The sequence below is a fragment of the Allobosea sp. BH3 genome (assembly GCF_025499465.1).
Taxonomy (GTDB): Bacteria; Pseudomonadota; Alphaproteobacteria; order Rhizobiales; family Beijerinckiaceae; genus Allobosea.
Window position 1 is genome coordinate 46,728 of the sequence record NZ_JAIMCA010000002.1, and the last position, 15,032, is coordinate 61,759.

Consider the following 15,032-nt stretch of genomic DNA (forward strand, 5'->3'; position numbering starts at 1 on the left):
AAGGCTGTCTGGAAATCTCAGCCCTTCTTGCCTCGCCGGAACACGCCGACGAGCTCGACATGGGCGGAATAGCGGAACTGATCGACCGGCGTCACGGCCTCCAGCGCATATCCGCCCGCAACCAGAGTCGCAGCGTCGCGCGCGAAGCTGCCAGCGTCGCAGGAGACATAGATCACGTTCCGGACCTTCGAGGCCGCCAGCCGCTTGGCTTGAGCCTCCGCGCCAGCGCGCGGCGGGTCGAGCACCACCACGTCGAAGCCGTTCAGCTCATGCTCCAGCAGCGGGCGGCGGAAGAGATCGCGCGTCTCGGCGGCGATGGGCTTCAGCCCCTGCGTCGCGCCCATGCCCTTCGTCAAAGCCAGCATCGCCGCCGCGTCGCTCTCGACGGCGAGCACCTGCATGCGCTCGGCGAGCCGGAAGCTGAAGGGGCCGCAGCCGGAGAAGAGATCGGCGGCGCGCTTGCCCTTGGGCAGTGCGTCCATGATGAGCGCGGCAAGCGCCTCCTCGCCGGCCGCCGTGGCCTGCAGGAAGCCGCCGGGCGCCGGCGCGACCACCGCCTTGCCCATGCGCTGCAGCGGCGGGCGGCGCTCGACCACGATCTCCCCATGATTGGAGAGCCGGGCGAGATCGAGCCGCTCGGCCAGTTGCGTCAGGGCGAGCCTGAGCTTGTCGCCGAGCGGGCCATGGCCGCGGATGTCGACGTCCAGTCCCGCCTCAGAGGCGGTGACCTGGATATCGAGCGGCTTGTTCGCGCTGCCCATGCGGTTCGCCAGCATCTGCGCCGCAGCCGGGGCGCGTGCGAGGCCCGGCGCCAGCACGGGGCAGGCTTCGACCGCAACCAGATCATGGCTGCGCGCCGCCATGAAGCCGACGACCATGGTCTCGCCCTGCTGTCGGGCGTGGAATGTGACGCGGCGGCGGCCGGCGCCATGGGCATCGACGAGATCGCCGACCGGCGCCTCGACGCCGGCACGGCTCAGCGCGGTCACGACCTGCTGGCGCTTCCATTCGCGATAGAGGCCGGGCTCCATGTGCTGGGCGGCGCAGCCGCCGCAGCGGGTGAAGAGCGGGCAGATCGCGGCGATGCGCGATTCGGCCGGTGCGATGATCTCGACGAGTTGCCCGCGCTCGCCATCGACGACAGCTCGCACCGTCTCGCCCGGCAGCGCATAGGGCACGAAGACCTGCCCCGACGCGGTTTCCGCGATGCCGTCACCCTTCTGGCCGAGGCGCACCACGGTGAGCGTCTCGTTCATGGCGAGACGGGGAGACGGTTCTTTTCCTGATTGCGGCCTGACGGCGGACATTCTTCCAACTTCGGGCGCCGAGCGCCCTTACTGATGACCTCTGCAAGACTTTCGCCTATCAGGTCGGTGACGAATTGGGAAATTCCGGCATGACTATCCGCGACGGCGTCATCGAAGCCATCGGCAACACTCCGCTCATCAAGCTGCAGCGCGCTTCGCAAGCGACCGGCTGCACCATCCTCGGCAAGGCCGAGTTCATGAATCCCGGCCAGTCGGTGAAGGACCGCGCCGCGCTCGCCATCATCCGCGATGCCGAGGCGAAGGGGCAGCTCAAGCCCGGCGGCGTCATCGTCGAGGGCACGGCGGGCAATACCGGCATCGGCATTGCGCTGGTCGGCAATGCGCTGGGCTACCGCTCGGTGATCGTCATCCCCGAGACGCAGAGCCAGGAAAAGAAGGATATGCTGCGGCTGGCCGGCGCGACGCTGGTCGAGGTGCCGGCCGCTCCCTACGCCAATCCCAACAACTATGTGAAGGTCTCGGGCCGGCTGGCCGAAGCGCTGGCGCAAACCGAGCCGAACGGCGCAGTCTGGGCCAACCAGTTCGACAATGTCGCAAACCGCCAGGGCCATCTCGAAACCACCGGCCCGGAAATCTGGGAGCAGACCGGCGGCAAGGTGGACGGTTTCATCTGTGCCGTCGGCTCGGGCGGCACGCTCGCCGGCGTCGGCATGGCGCTGAAGGCCCGCGACCCGAAGGTGACGATCGGGCTCGCCGATCCGCTGGGTGCGGCGCTGCATTCCTTCTACACGACCGGCGTGCTCAAGGCGGAAGGGTCCTCGATTACCGAGGGCATCGGCCAGGGCCGTATCACCGCCAATCTGGAAGGCGCGCCCATCGACGTCTCGTTCCAGATCCCCGATGCCGAGGCGGTGCAGATCGTCTTCGACCTGCTGGAGCATGAGGGGCTCTGCCTCGGCGGCTCGTCCGGCATCAACGTCGCCGGCGCGATCCGGCTGGCGAAGCAGATGGGGCCTGGCCACACCATCGTGACCATCCTCTGCGACTACGGCACGCGCTATCAGTCGAAGCTGTTCAACCCCGATTTCCTGCGCTCGAAGAACCTGCCGGTGCCGGGCTGGCTGGAGCGGGACGAGACGGCGCTGAAGCAGGTCGTAGCGAAGGTTCTAAGCTAGGTCGCTCGTTCACCTCGCCAGCGCCAGCAGCCGCTCGAAACGCTCGGCCTCCGCCTTTTGGAAGCGCTGATCGCCGCGGAGAACAGCGAGGGCCCGCACCGCATGGACCTTCGCTGCCGCTCCGTCGCCGCGGGCGGCGTGGCATTCGGCCAGTTCCTCCTGGACGAAGGGAGCGTCTTCCCCGTCGGCATCGGCGATCGCGATCACGCTTTTGCCCAGCGCGATCGCCTCGTCGAAACGCTCCAGCGCCCGCAAGGCGCGGATCACGGCATAGCGCGCGATCCTGAGCTCGCGAGGCTGGCCTAGGGCCTCCCTCACGCCGACGCCCTGTTCGAACATCGCGAGGGCCTCGTCGAACCTGTCGGCCTCGAACAGCGTCCAGCCGAGATTGTTGTAGAGCGGCCCGCGCCAATGCTCGGTGCCGGGGTGGCTCGCGATGTAGTCGAGCGCAACCCGCGTCCATCGCACCGCCTCATCGGCCTCGGAGACGATGGCGATCATATGGGCCGCGTCGACTGCCAGCCCGTGCCGGCCTGCCCGCTGGGCCCTTTCCCAGGCCTCGTGAAAGAATGGCAGGGACAACGCGGACGAGCCGTCGGTGTTGTAGAGGCGCCCGCGTTCGATCGCGCATGCAGCCAGGTCGCCATCGTCCGTGCCGGCCAGTTTGCGGGCCTCGTTGAGCAGGGCATGCCCGGCGTCGAAATCGCCTACAAGGCCGAGCCGCCGCGCGCGGCCCGCCAGCGTGGCGACGTTGTCTGCATCAGTCATCGTGGTCCCCCAGGCTAACCACCCCAGATGATGACGAGATGGCATTCGGAACGCTGCCCCATGCGCAATTAAAGGCGCGGGAGCGTCGTTCATCTCGATGACGCCGGGAGATTTTCAGCTCAACGGCGGCAGCTTTACAGCCAGCGCTTCCAGCGGAAGAACAGGTAGGGCAGCACGGCGAAGAGGATCATCAGGCCGATCGCCGTGGGATAGCCCCACTGCCAGTCAAGCTCCGGCATGATCTTGAAGTTCATGCCGTAGATCGAGGCGATCAGAGTCGGCGGCATCAGCGCGACCGAGACGACCGAGAAGAGCTTGATGATCTTGTTCTGCTCGATCGAGACGAGGCCCAGCGTCGCGTCCAGCATGAATTGCAGCTTGTTCGACAGGAACGTCGCGTGTTCCTCGATGGCCTGCACGTCGCGGACGGCCGAGCGCCATTCTGCCGCGAAACCGCTCTGCGCCTTCTTCGGCCGGGTATAGTTGGCCGAGAGGAAGAGCAGCACGCGCTCGACCGAGACCATGCTCTCGCGGACGTTCGAGATGATGTGCTCGTACTGGCCGATCTTCTGGATCACCACCTGATAGACGCCGCCGCGCTCGACGTCCTGCCCGCGGCCGGCGAAGACGCGGCGCGACGAGATATCGATCTTGTCGCCGACGCCGCGCAGCACCTCGGCGGCGCGGTCCACGATCGCCTCGATCAACCCGTCGAGAACCGCTTCCGGCTGCTGGCTGCAGCCGCCGGGCTTGGTGACGCGGTTGAGGAAGATGCTGAAGGCGCCGGGCTCGTCATAGCGCACCGTCACCAGCGCCTTTTCGGTGAGGATGAAGGTGACGTCGGCAAGCTTCGGCACGATCGTGTCGGACTGGCAGATGACGCGCGCGGTCATGTAGCGTGCGCCATTCTCGGTATAGATGATCTCGGAGGGCTCGAGATCGTGCATCTCCTCCCGCGTCGGGATCGAGATGCCGAGATGCCGCTCGACCCGCTTGTCCTCCTCCGGTGTCGGATTCAGCAGGTCGATCCAGAGGGCATCGGGCGGAAAGGCTCCGTCCGGCGCGGCCGCGGCGTTCCGGAGCCTGTCCCCCGTATCGGGGCAGATGCCGTGGATCATCAGCATGGACGCGAATCCCACTCCCCGGGCCTGAAGGAATGCCGGCAGAAGAGCCGATCGGGGCGGGATGTCAAACGAATGGAGCAGCCGTCATTGCGAGGAGCAAAGCGACGAAGCAATCCAGAAGGACTGGGCTGAACGTTGCGCGCTCCTCCGGGATTGCTTCGCTGCGCTCGCAATGACGGCGAGGTGGCCGTCAGACACCGCCCTTGACGCCCTGAGGCGGCTTGCTGTCCGCCGGAACGAAGAAATCCGGCATCAGCGGCACCGACGGATCGACGCGATAGGGCGTGAAATCGGTGGCGCCCTCGCCGGCCATGAAGCTGTCGTCGATCAGGAAGTTGCCGGAGAATTCCCGCGACGGCTTCGAGAAGATCATATGCGCCGCATCGGCGATGATCTCCGGCGTGCGGCTCGCCTGCACCATCTTGTCGCCGCCGAGCAGGTTCTGGACCGCAGCGGTGGCGATGGTGGTGCGCGGCCAGAGCGCGTTGACAGCGATGCCCTTGGGCGCGAGTTCGCCGGCCAGGCCCAGCACGCACAGGCTCATGCCGTATTTGGCCATAGAGTAAGCCAGATGCGGCGCGAACCAATGCGTCTTCATGTCGAGCGGCGGCGACAGCATCAGGATATGCGGGTTTTCCGCCTTCTCCAGATGCGGAATGGCGTATTTCGAGACCATGAAGGTGCCGCGCGTGTTGATCTGATGCATCAGATCAAACCGCTTCATGTCGGTCATCTGCGTATTGGTGAGCTGGATCGCGCTCGCATTGTTCACGAGGATGTCGATGCCGCCGAAGGTCTCGGCCGTCTTGGCGATCGCCTCGGCGACGCTCTGCTCGTCCCGAACATCCACCATCAGCGGCAGGCATTTGCCGCCCGCGGCCTCGATCTCGGCAGCCGCCGTGTAGATCGTGCCGGGCAGCTTCGGATGCGGCTCCGCGGTCTTGGCCGCGATGGTGACGTTGGCGCCGTCCTTCGCAGCCTTGATCGCGATGGCGAGCCCGATGCCGCGCGAGCCGCCGGTGATGAAGAGCGTCTTACCCTTGAGCGACATCGGCGCCTCCCTGCGCGTTGGTTATGACGTATCGGCCCGGCTGCGAGCCGTCCCTGTCGGTGAAGCCGTATTCGCGGGCGAGATCGGCGACATGCAGCACCTGCCCGGTGCGGCGCGCCACCTCCGGGTCAGCCGCAAGCGCCGCCACTGCGCGGCCGGCATAGAGCGTCGTCTCGGTCGTCTGGTCGCCCAAGCCCGCATCGCGGACGCGCTCGGTCAGGGCATAGCCGGGCGAGAGGCCGAGCGCCGTGACCCCGAAGGGTTTCAACTCCTGCGCCATCACCAGTGTCAGGCGGTTCGTCGCGGCCTTGGCGAGATCGTAGAAGGCGTCGCCGAGATAGCCGGGAGCCGTGTCGAAGCTCACCGTGACGATCAGCCCCGAGCGCATCTGCACCATGGCCGGGGCTACGGCCCGCGCCAGCAGGAGCTGGGCATAGAGGCTGCTCTCGAAGCTCTCGCCTAGCCTTGCGACTGGGCGGCGCCAGAAGGGCGTGCCGAAGCTGGATCCATCCGGGTAGCGCTCGCCGTCATAGCCCTCATTGCCGCCCCAGACCGCATCGACGACGCAGTCGAGCCGGCCAAAGCGGCGCAAGGACCAGGACACGAGCCCGTCGACCTCGCGCTCGCTGGTGTGGTCGCAGCGATAGGGATGGCCTTTGCCGCCAGCAGCCTCGACCTCGCGCGCCGCATCCTCGAAGGTCTCGGGGCGGTTGTCGGTGCGCGGCCCGGCCTCGCTGGAGCGGCCCGTGACGATGACGGTCGCGCCCGCCTCGCCCAGCGCCTTCGCGATGCCGCGCCCGAGCCCGCGAGAGGCGCCCGCGACGAGACAGATGCGGCCGGCGAACATCGGCGCGGCAGCGTCGTCCTTCATGAGCGCTTCGTCTCCGTCTCGGCTAGCCACACCGCCTCTGCTGCTCTATAGCCCCGCTCCCCCCGCAACGGAGCAGCACCATGGACAGCACCGATGTCGCCGCCTGCTGGGAGGCCAATGCGGAGACATGGACCCGGCATGCGCGGGCCGGCTACGACCTCTATCGCGACGCGCTGAACACGCCGGTCTTCCTGGCAAACCTGCCGGACATCGCGGGGATGAACGGGCTCGACATCGGCTGCGGCGAAGGCTCGAACACGCGCAAGCTCGCCGAAGCGGGCGGGCGCGTGACCGCCGTCGACATAGCGCCGACCTTCATCCGCCATGCGCGGGAGGCCGAAGCCGCGAAGCCACTCGGCATCGACTACCGCTTTGGGGACGGCACCGCCCTGCCCTTCCCGGACGCTTCCTTCGACTTCGCCACGGCCTTCATGTCGCTGATGGACATGCCGTCTCAGGACAAGGCGCTGGCGGAGGCGGCGCGCGTGCTGAAGCCCGGCGGCTTCCTGCAGTTCTCGATCCTCCATCCCTGCTTCGCGCCGCCGAACCGCAAGGTCCTGCGCGATGCCGAGGGCAGCGTGACCGGATTGCTGATCTCCGAATACTTCAACAACACGAACGGCGAGATCGAAACCTGGCGCTTCGGTGCCGCGCCGGCCGAGGTCAGGGCCAGCGTCGAGCCCTTCCGCGTGCCGCGCTTCCACCGCACGATGAGCGAATGGGTCGCGATGATCGTCGCTGCCGGCCTGACCATCGAACACATGGCCGAGCCGCGGGTCGACGCGCAGACGGCGCAGGTCGAGCCTTATCTCGCCGATACGCATGTCGCGCCGCTGTTCCTGCATATCCGCGCCCGCAAGGGTGCGGTCGCCTGAACGGGGCGCCGCCACACTCACGCTGCGAAGACCGTCGCGGCGTCCGCGATGGCGCCAGCGCCTTCCGTGACAGTTAGCTCCAGCGCCGGCGCCTCGGTCGCCAGGCATTCGGCATAGAAGCGGGCGGTAGCGAGATCGGCGGTGCCTTCTGCCTCCGAACGGGTGGCGAGCGCCTTCTTCGCCAGCCCCGTGCCGCCCTGCGCCAGCGCGAAGAGCTTGAGATAGGGCGTCGCGCCCGCCAGCGCGTCGGCCTGGCTGGTGCCGAGCGTCGCCAGCATCCAGTCGGTCGCACGCTCCAGCGCGTCGACGGCCGCACCCAGGCGGGCGGCGGAATGGCCGAAGCCCGGCGTATTGGCGCGCTCGACCTCGCCGACCACAGCGCGCATCTCGGCGATCAGCGCCTTCACCGCCTCGCCGCCGGAGAGCGGCAGCTTGCGGGTAACGAGGTCGATGGCCTGGATGCCGTTGGTGCCCTCGTAGATCGCGGCGATGCGGGCGTCGCGCAGATGCTGGGCCGCGCCCGTCTCCTCGACGAAGCCCATGCCGCCATGGATCTGGATTCCGGTCGAGGCGACATCGATGCCCATATCCGTGGAGTAGGCCTTGGCGACCGGGGTGAGGATTGCAGCCCTCTCCGTCGCAGCCTTCTGCTTGCCGGCATCCGCCTCGCGATGGGAACGGTCCAGCGCCTCGGCCACCAGATAGGAGATGGCGCGGGCGCCTTGCGTCTTGGCGCGCATGTCCATCAGCATCCGGCGCACGTCGGGGTGGACGATGATCGGGCTCATCGGGGCGCCCTTCGGCGCATCGAGCGCAGCGCCTTGCTTGCGCTCATGGGCGAAGGCGAGCGCCTGCTGATAGGCCCGCTCGGCGATGGCGACGCCCTGCAGCGCGACATTCAGGCGGGCGTTGTTCATCATCGTGAACATGCAGGCGAGGCCGCGATTTTCCTCGCCGATCAGCCAGCCGATGGCACCGCCATTGTCGCCGAAGGCCATGGAGCAGGTCGGCGAGGCATGGATGCCGAGCTTGTGCTCGATGCCGGAGCAGCGCAGGTCGTTATGCGCGCCGAGCGAGCCGTCGGCATTGACCAGATATTTCGGCACGAGGAAGAGCGAGATGCCGCGCGTGCCGGGAGGGGCATCGGGGAGGCGCGCCAGCACCAGATGGACGATGTTGTCCGTCAGGTCGTGCTCGCCATAGGTGATGAAGATCTTCTGGCCGGTGATGCGATAGGTGCCGTCGCCCACGCGCTCGGCCTTGCTGCGCAGCGCGTTGAGGTCCGAGCCCGCCTGCGGCTCGGTCAGGTTCATCGTGCCCATCCACTCGCCCGCGACGAGCTTGGCGAGATAGGTCTCCTTCAGATAGTCCGAGCCATGGGCATGGAGCGCCTCGATGGCGCCGACCGTCAGCAGCGGGCCGAGCGCGAAGGCGAAGGCGGCCGAGTTCCACATCTCCGTGCAGGCCGATTGCAGCAGCGTCGGCAGGGCCTGCCCGCCATAGGCCTCCGGCGCCGGCAGCGCGTTCCAGCCGGCCTCGGCCCAGGCCTTGTAGGCTTCCTTCCAGCCGGGCGGAGTGGTGATCGCGCCGTCCTTCAGCTTCGATCCGTGGGTATCGCCGACGCGGTTGAGCGGGGCGAGGACATCGGCGGCGAACTTCGCAGCTTCCTCCAGTACAGCCTCGGAGACACCGCCGTCGAGCTCGGGCGCCAGCCCGTCTGCGATCAGCCGATCGAGGCCAGCGACATGGCGCATGGTCGCCAGCATGTCAGAAACGGGGGCGCGATAGCTCATACTCGTCTCCCTGAAGCCTAGATCACCGCGCGTCCTACCGGACGCGATCACGGTGATCTATCGCATTGTTATCGCATCGGATTTTTCCGAAAAGTGGATTCCACTTTTCGGTCCGATGCTTTGGCCCCGCCATGAGGCAGAGCCCAGGCTCGCTTTTGCCGTTGCCGCGATGGTAGCGAGGAACTATCGCCTCTACCACGCGCGGGCCAGCGCGACCTTCGTTTGCGTACCGCGTCAGGCCCATCGATTAGTTTATATGTAAACCATACCCGGTCAATCTCGCCTTGAGCCAGCCCCCCCTGCCCGCCTCCCGCCAGACCAAGCTCCTGAGCCCCGATGCCAACGGCATCGCCGAGGCGGCCGCGCTGCTGCGTGCGGGTGGGCTCGTCGCCCTGCCGACAGAGACGGTCTATGGGCTCGCGGCCGATGCGACCTCGGGCAGCGCGGTGGCGGGCATCTATGCCGCCAAGGAGCGGCCGAGCTTCAACCCCCTGATCTCGCATCTGCCGGACCTCGCGAGCGCCCGCCGGCAGGGGCTGTTCGACGCCAATGCGCTAGCACTTGCGCAGGTCTTCTGGCCGGGGCCGCTGACGCTCGTGGTGCCGGCCTCGCCGGGCTGCACGGTGAGCGAACTGGCACGGGCGGGCCTGCCTTCCGTCGCGTTGCGCGTGCCGGCGCACCCGGTCGCCCATGCCCTGCTGGAAGCGGTCGGCCGGCCCGTCGCCGCGCCCTCCGCCAATCGCTCGGGCCGGATCAGCGCCACCAGCGCCGCCCATGCGCTCGCCGATCTCGAAGGACGCATCGACGCCGTGCTCGATGCCGGCCCGACCGAGGTGGGCGTCGAATCGACCATCGTCGCCTGCCTCGACGGCGCGCCGCGGCTGTTGCGGCCGGGTGGCGTGCCCCGCGAGGCGATCGAGGGCGTGATCGGCCGCCCGCTCGTGCTGGCAGGTGAAGCGGGGCATGCGCCGCTCTCGCCGGGGTTGCTCGCCTCGCATTACGCGCCCGCGGCCAGGATGCGCCTCGACGCCGAGGCTCCGCACGATGGCGAGGCCTGGCTCGGCTTCGGGCCGGGACAGGATTATCCGGCCTCGCTGAACCTGAGCCTCGCCGGTGATCTCCGCGAAGCCGCGAGCAACCTCTTCGGCCATATGCGGAAGCTGGATGCGCTGGGGCATGGCACGATCGCAGTCGCCCGCATTCCCGAGCAGGGACTGGGCGAGGCGATCAACGACCGGCTGCGACGGGCTGCGGCGCCGCGGTAACCCGCAGGCTCGTCATGCTCCGGCTTGCGCCAGCATCTCAGGGCAGGAAGGCGCTGGAGCCTTCGTCGGTAGGAGATGCTCGGGTCAAGCCGAGCATGACGGCGTTGCTCCTTCCCCGCTTGCATTCCTGCAAGATATTCGCTTGCCTGCGTGCAGGAGGAACGCCTGCGAATGCACGCCAAGCTTGCCTGGGACGATTTCCGGCTGGTCAAGGCCATCGCCGACCATGACGGGCTGACCGGCGCCGCGTCGGCGCTGGGCGTCAACCATTCCACCGTGTTCCGGCGGCTCGGCCAGATCGAGGAACTCGTCGGCATGCCGCTCTTCGAGCGGCGTAAGACCGGCTATGTCGCGACCGTGGCGGGCGCCGAGATGGCGGCGCTGGCGAGCCGGATGGACGAGGACGTCACCGCCTTCTCCCGCCGCCTCGCAGGCCGCGACGTCGCCCCTTCCGGCGAGTTGAGAATCACCACCACGGACACCGTGTATCTCAACGTGCTGCTGCCCATCTTCGCCGCCTTCAGAACGGCGCATCCGCTGATCCGGCTCGACGTCGTGATCGGCAACCAGGCGCTCAACCTCTCCAAGCGCGATGCCGATATCGCCATCCGGGCGAGCGACTCACCGGGCGAAACACTGGTCGGCCGGCGCATCGCGACGATTGCCTGGGCGATCTATGGGCGCACAGAGGAAGGGCTCTCGACAGAGGAGCATGCCGATCCGGCGCGGCTCTACCAGCGAGACTGGGTCGCGCTCGGTGATCAGCTCTCACATGTGAAGGCGGCCCGTTTCGTGCGCGAGCATGTCGCGCCGGAACGGATCGCGGTGAAAAGCTCGGCCGTGCTCGGCCTGGCGGAAGCAGTCGAGCAGGGTCTCGGCATCGGCCCGGTGCCCTGCTTCATCGCCGATCAGCGGCCGGGGCTGGTGCGGCTGCTGCCGCCGAACCCGGATTTCGCGACGGGCCTATGGGTGCTGACCCATCCCGACATCCGCCATGTCCCGCGCGTGCGCGCCTTCATGGATTTCTGCGGCAACGAGCTCGCCCGGCAGCGGGCACTGTTCGAGGGGACGGGTTGAAAAAGGCCGTCATTCTCGGGCTTGACCCGAGAATCTCTCACGCAAGAAGGCGCCTTTCCGTTCTGAGATGCCCGGGTCAAGCCCGAGCATCACGCCCTGTGCCCTTCGCGCTCAGGCCGGCTGGGCCGCCGGCCGCTCCACGGGGCGCTCGACGATCGGCAGGTTGATCAGCGCCGAGGCGACGCCGAGCGCGACCGAGAGCCACCAGACGAACTGGTAGCTGCCCATAGCCTCGTAGAGCACCCCGCCGAGGAGGACGCCGAGAAAGCCGCCGACCTGATGTGAGAAAAAGGCGAAGCCATAGAGCATCGCCATGTACTTCGTGCCGAACATCAGCATGACCAGCGACGAGGTCGGCGGCACGGTCGAGAGCCAGAACAGACCGATGACGATGCCGAAGGCGATGCAGGTGACCGGGCTCGCCGGGATCAGGATGAAGGCGGCGATCGCCACGGCCCGGCCGAGATAGATCCAGGCGAGCAGATAGCGCTTCGGCATCCGTGTCGAGAGCCAGCCCGATGACAACGAGCCGACCGCGTTGGCGAGGCCGATCACCGCGAGCGTCCAGCCGCCGACCCAGGCTGGCAGGCCAGCATCCTTGAGATAGGCCGGCATGTGCACGGTAATGAAGGCGAGCTGGAAGCCGCAGGTGAAGAAGCCAAGCACGAGGAAGACATAGCTGCGATGGCGGAAAGCCTCGGCCAGCGCCTGCGCGATCGTCTGGTTCGGCAGGTTGGCGGCTGCCTTGGCGCCCTGGCCGCCGAGCCGGCGCGTCGACAGGAAGACCGAGATCGGCAGCACCGGCAGCAGCGTCAGCGCGAAGACCACGAGCGCCTGATGCCAGCCCATGGTCTCGATCAGGATGTTGCCGATCGGCGGGAAGAGGAACTGGCCGAAGGAGCCGGCAGCCGTGCCCGCGCCGAAGGCGAGCGGGCGCCAGCTCTCCGGCAGGAGCTTGCCGAAGGCGGCCAGCACGAGGTTGAAGGAACAGGCCGAAAGGCCGAAGCCGATCAGCACGCCGGCGCCGAGATGAAGCTGCAGTGGCGTGGAGGCATAGGACATCGCCACAAGCCCGGCGGCATAGAGCAGCGCGCCGGTGCAGAGCACCTTCACGGTGCCGAAACGGTCCGCGATGGCGCCCGCGAAGGGCGCGCCGAGGCCCCAGAGCAGGTTCTGGATCGCCAGCGCAAGGCCGAAGGTGTCGCGACCCCAGCCGAACTCGGCCGTCATCGGGATCTGGAACAGCCCGGCGCTGGCGCGCGGCCCGAAGGTGATCAGCGCGATCAGGCAGCCGGCGGCGACGACGACCTCGGGGGCGTAGCTGCGCGGCGGCGCGGCACTCGCTGGCGTGGCGTTCATGACTTCCCCGACGATTCGATTGTGTGGCTACACGTTAGCGGCGCGCCCCAGCGTCAACCAGTGCGATTTCGTGACACGACGCATCACGGGAAGACATGGAAGGCAAGATCCGCTTGAGCCCTCATCCTCAGGAGCGCTTCGCAGAAGCGCGTCTCGAAGGATGTTCAGGAGGCTCCGGAATGATTTGGAGGCATCCTTCGAGACGCCGCTTCGCGGCTCCTCAGGACGAGGGCTCACGGCGCACTTTGTCACCGCCGTTAACCTGCGCTCAACCTTACCGTGGCGATAACGGAGGGGTTCGGGACAGGTGTGTCGCTTTGAGTCATCGGCGTCAGCGCAGACATGGGCGGAGCCTTCGCCCCCTCGGCATCAAATGGGCCGCGACGACCGCCGCACCCTGGGCGTTGTCGGTCGGACTGCTCGTCTCATTCACAGCCTCCGCAGGTCAGAATTTCGGACCGACCGGCCTGCCCCTCAGCGCCGCCGCGCGGATCGCGCCCGGCCCCGTCTCGGAACTGCCCGAGGGCCCCTCGATGCTGGTCGCCGCCAGCGCCTTCCGCCTGCCCGGCCTCGCGCTGACATCGGCCATCGTGCAGGCGAAACTCTCTTTCGACGACCCCGAGCGGCGCATCGTCGTCGACCCGCGCGCGCCGCGCGAGGATTTGAAGCACGCGGCCGCCAACTTTCCCGAGGTCGACCGCAGCGCCAAGGGCGACATGCTGCCGAGCCTGCGACCGGGGCTTTCCTCCCGCCACTCCAGGGAGCTGGAGAGCGTCGTCTTCGGCGATACACAGCCGAAGCTGATCTCCGGCGGCTTCTCGATGGATGCGCTGCATGCGGCCGAAGCCGTCGACGGGCCGCAGACCGGCTTCGAGCCCTATGGCGCCGAGGAAGGACTGACCGACCCGGCACTCTCGGATTCCTCGCCGGTCTCGCTGCTGAAGCCGCAGATCATGTCCGCGAGACAGGCCCTGCTCTATCTCGACAGCATCGACGGCTCCTCGCCCTCAGTCGCCCGGACAAACCTGCAGGCCTCGACGACGCCTGTCGTCGGCTCGATGTTCGGCTCGCTGACGCCGTCTGCCCTGCCGAGCCATGGCGCGCCACAGCAGCAGCGCGCGCGCATCGCGCTCGCCTCCGCCCCGGCCAACCAGGATCTTCGCCTCGCCGAGCCCGGCACGCGCCAGAGCTACAGGGAACTGATCGCGCCTGAGAACATGGCGCGGGAGCAACGCTGCCTCGCCGAGGCGATCTATTTCGAGGCCCGCTCGGAATCGGCACTGGGACAGGCCGCCGTGGCTCAGGTCGTGCTCAACCGGGCCAAGAGCGGGCTCTATCCGGGCACCGTCTGCGGCGTCGTCTACCAGAACGCCAATCGCTACCTCGCCTGCCAGTTCACCTTCGCCTGCGAGGGCAAGTCGCTGCGCATCACTGAGGCCGGCCCGTGGCGTGACGCGGTCAGGATCGCGCGCGAGGTCTATGAGGGCACGACCTATCTTGTGGAGGTCGGCGCCTCGACGCACTACCACGCCAATTACGTCCGGCCTTACTGGGCCAAGAAGCTGCGCAAAATGGACACGATCGGCCAGCACGTCTTCTACCAGCTTCGGCCGGGACAGACCTGATCGCTAAAATGCGAATTCTTTCATTCACTTGAGAACAAAAGGTATGAACAAGCCGGCGCTTGTTAGGTCAGCCGACTTTACCTTGTTTGAGCGTTTACCTTGCGCCTTACCCCTGAAGAGCGCTTGCTGACCTTAACAAACGGCGCATAGTCGCCGAATTCGACAGGTCAGGTATTTGCCATGGTGCGCGCACCTTCACCCTCCCGGCTCGTCGCCGGTGCGGCTTTCGTTGCCGCAGCTATGCTGGGCGGCAATGCCGCAGAGGCCGGTGGCGGCTGCCGCGGCGCCGCTTGCTACCAGCTCGTCAAGACGCCGCCGGTCTACAAGACCGTGACGAAGACCTACAAGGTCCGGCCGATCCAGAGGCGGCACCGCGTCGTGCCGGCCAAGTACGAGATCCAGACCGAGTCCGTGATGGTCCAGCCGGAGGCCCGGATTGCGCATACGCGTCCGGCCGTGCTGGGTTCGGTCACCGAAAAGGTGATGCTGAGCCCGGCCACCCGCCGCTGGGAGGTGACCACCGATGCATTCGGCCAGACGGTCGGCTGCTGGGTCGATGTCCCGGCGCAGTACGGCTATCAGAGCCGCATCGTCGAGATGGTCGCGGGTTCGACCTATTATGAGACGGTGCCAGCCGTCTACGAGGAGCGCCAGCGCAGGGTGATGGTGCGGCCGACCTATGTGGTGCGGGAAGAGCGCGCCGCCGGCTACCGGACTCAGCGGCGTCAGGTTCTGGTAAGCCCCGGCAGCAAGTATTGGACACCCATCAACTGAGCGGGGC

General features: G+C 67.4%; 13 protein-coding genes. 6 read left to right on the forward strand and 7 right to left on the reverse strand.

The window, feature by feature from the left end:
• Positions 1-17 precede the first annotated feature (17 nt).
• The gene (locus BoBH3_RS05240) at positions 18-1,256 is read right to left on the reverse strand and encodes a class I SAM-dependent RNA methyltransferase (RefSeq protein WP_262329726.1); all 1,239 of its coding nucleotides are present in this window, start codon (positions 1,254-1,256) and stop codon (positions 18-20) included.
• A 140-nt stretch (positions 1,257-1,396) separates the two neighbouring features.
• On the opposite strand from BoBH3_RS05240, the gene BoBH3_RS05245 reads away from it, so the two are divergent.
• Positions 1,397-2,443: a cysteine synthase A gene (locus tag BoBH3_RS05245; RefSeq protein WP_262329727.1), complete on the forward strand. Its 1,047-nt coding sequence runs from the start codon at positions 1,397-1,399 to the stop codon at positions 2,441-2,443.
• A gap of 9 nt (positions 2,444-2,452) precedes the next feature.
• Here the strand turns inward: BoBH3_RS05245 and BoBH3_RS05250 are convergent, their stop codons facing one another.
• From BoBH3_RS05250 to BoBH3_RS05265, 4 genes are all read right to left on the reverse strand, one after another.
• Complete coding sequence (locus BoBH3_RS05250; RefSeq protein WP_262329728.1) at positions 2,453-3,211, reverse strand: tetratricopeptide repeat protein; 759 nt, start codon at positions 3,209-3,211, stop codon at positions 2,453-2,455.
• A gap of 134 nt (positions 3,212-3,345) precedes the next feature.
• Positions 3,346-4,335, reverse strand: coding sequence for a magnesium transporter CorA family protein (locus tag BoBH3_RS05255; protein ID WP_262329729.1), 990 nt, complete (start codon positions 4,333-4,335; stop codon positions 3,346-3,348).
• Between the two features lie 190 nt (positions 4,336-4,525).
• Positions 4,526-5,386, reverse strand: coding sequence for an SDR family oxidoreductase (locus BoBH3_RS05260; RefSeq protein ID WP_262329730.1), 861 nt, complete (start codon positions 5,384-5,386; stop codon positions 4,526-4,528).
• Entirely contained in the window at positions 5,370-6,257 is an 888-nt protein-coding gene (locus tag BoBH3_RS05265; protein ID WP_262329731.1) for an SDR family NAD(P)-dependent oxidoreductase, read from the reverse strand. Before BoBH3_RS05265 ends, BoBH3_RS05260 begins: the two co-directional genes overlap by 17 nt.
• A gap of 80 nt (positions 6,258-6,337) precedes the next feature.
• On the opposite strand from BoBH3_RS05265, the gene BoBH3_RS05270 reads away from it, so the two are divergent.
• Positions 6,338-7,132 carry a class I SAM-dependent methyltransferase gene (locus tag BoBH3_RS05270; RefSeq protein WP_262329732.1) on the forward strand — a complete coding sequence of 265 codons (795 nt, stop codon included), beginning with the start codon at positions 6,338-6,340 and terminating at the stop codon, positions 7,130-7,132.
• Between the two features lie 17 nt (positions 7,133-7,149).
• Here the strand turns inward: BoBH3_RS05270 and BoBH3_RS05275 are convergent, their stop codons facing one another.
• On the reverse strand, positions 7,150-8,925 hold the full coding sequence (locus BoBH3_RS05275; protein WP_262329733.1) for an acyl-CoA dehydrogenase: 1,776 nt from the start codon (positions 8,923-8,925) through the stop codon (positions 7,150-7,152).
• Positions 8,926-9,209: 284 nt separating this feature from the next.
• Between BoBH3_RS05275 and BoBH3_RS05280 the strand changes: the two genes are divergently transcribed.
• Both BoBH3_RS05280 and BoBH3_RS05285 read left to right on the forward strand, forming a co-directional pair.
• Positions 9,210-10,190, forward strand: coding sequence for an L-threonylcarbamoyladenylate synthase (locus BoBH3_RS05280; protein ID WP_262329734.1), 981 nt, complete (start codon positions 9,210-9,212; stop codon positions 10,188-10,190).
• Between the two features lie 171 nt (positions 10,191-10,361).
• Entirely contained in the window at positions 10,362-11,267 is a 906-nt protein-coding gene (locus BoBH3_RS05285; protein ID WP_262329735.1) for a LysR family transcriptional regulator, read from the forward strand.
• Between the two features lie 111 nt (positions 11,268-11,378).
• Here BoBH3_RS05285 and BoBH3_RS05290 read toward each other — a convergent pair whose 3' ends face one another.
• On the reverse strand, positions 11,379-12,626 hold the full coding sequence (locus tag BoBH3_RS05290; protein WP_262329736.1) for an MFS transporter: 1,248 nt from the start codon (positions 12,624-12,626) through the stop codon (positions 11,379-11,381).
• A 404-nt stretch (positions 12,627-13,030) separates the two neighbouring features.
• Here BoBH3_RS05290 and BoBH3_RS05295 point away from each other — a divergent pair, with 404 nt between their 5' ends.
• Together BoBH3_RS05295 and BoBH3_RS05300 are read left to right on the forward strand one after the other, a co-directional pair.
• Entirely contained in the window at positions 13,031-14,251 is a 1,221-nt protein-coding gene (locus BoBH3_RS05295; RefSeq protein WP_262329737.1) for a cell wall hydrolase, read from the forward strand.
• Between the two features lie 180 nt (positions 14,252-14,431).
• Entirely contained in the window at positions 14,432-15,025 is a 594-nt protein-coding gene (locus BoBH3_RS05300) for a hypothetical protein (protein ID WP_262329738.1), read from the forward strand.
• Positions 15,026-15,032 lie beyond the last annotated feature (7 nt).

What these genes read in the sequence shown, in the direction of transcription:
- BoBH3_RS05245 (WP_262329727.1), top strand. Translation starts at nt 1,397, where the DNA reads ATGACTATCCGCGACGGCGTCATCGAAGCCATCGGCAACACTCCGCTC.
- BoBH3_RS05275 (WP_262329733.1), bottom strand. Translation starts at nt 8,925, where the DNA reads ATGAGCTATCGCGCCCCCGTTTCTGACATGCTGGCGACCATGCGCCAT.
- BoBH3_RS05300 (WP_262329738.1), top strand. Translation starts at nt 14,432, where the DNA reads ATGGTGCGCGCACCTTCACCCTCCCGGCTCGTCGCCGGTGCGGCTTTC.
- BoBH3_RS05260 (WP_262329730.1), bottom strand. Translation starts at nt 5,386, where the DNA reads ATGTCGCTCAAGGGTAAGACGCTCTTCATCACCGGCGGCTCGCGCGGC.
- BoBH3_RS05255 (WP_262329729.1), bottom strand. Translation starts at nt 4,335, where the DNA reads ATGCTGATGATCCACGGCATCTGCCCCGATACGGGGGACAGGCTCCGG.
- BoBH3_RS05285 (WP_262329735.1), top strand. Translation starts at nt 10,362, where the DNA reads ATGCACGCCAAGCTTGCCTGGGACGATTTCCGGCTGGTCAAGGCCATC.
- BoBH3_RS05240 (WP_262329726.1), bottom strand. Translation starts at nt 1,256, where the DNA reads ATGAACGAGACGCTCACCGTGGTGCGCCTCGGCCAGAAGGGTGACGGC.
- BoBH3_RS05265 (WP_262329731.1), bottom strand. Translation starts at nt 6,257, where the DNA reads ATGAAGGACGACGCTGCCGCGCCGATGTTCGCCGGCCGCATCTGTCTC.
- BoBH3_RS05270 (WP_262329732.1), top strand. Translation starts at nt 6,338, where the DNA reads ATGGACAGCACCGATGTCGCCGCCTGCTGGGAGGCCAATGCGGAGACA.
- BoBH3_RS05250 (WP_262329728.1), bottom strand. Translation starts at nt 3,211, where the DNA reads ATGACTGATGCAGACAACGTCGCCACGCTGGCGGGCCGCGCGCGGCGG.
- BoBH3_RS05290 (WP_262329736.1), bottom strand. Translation starts at nt 12,626, where the DNA reads ATGAACGCCACGCCAGCGAGTGCCGCGCCGCCGCGCAGCTACGCCCCC.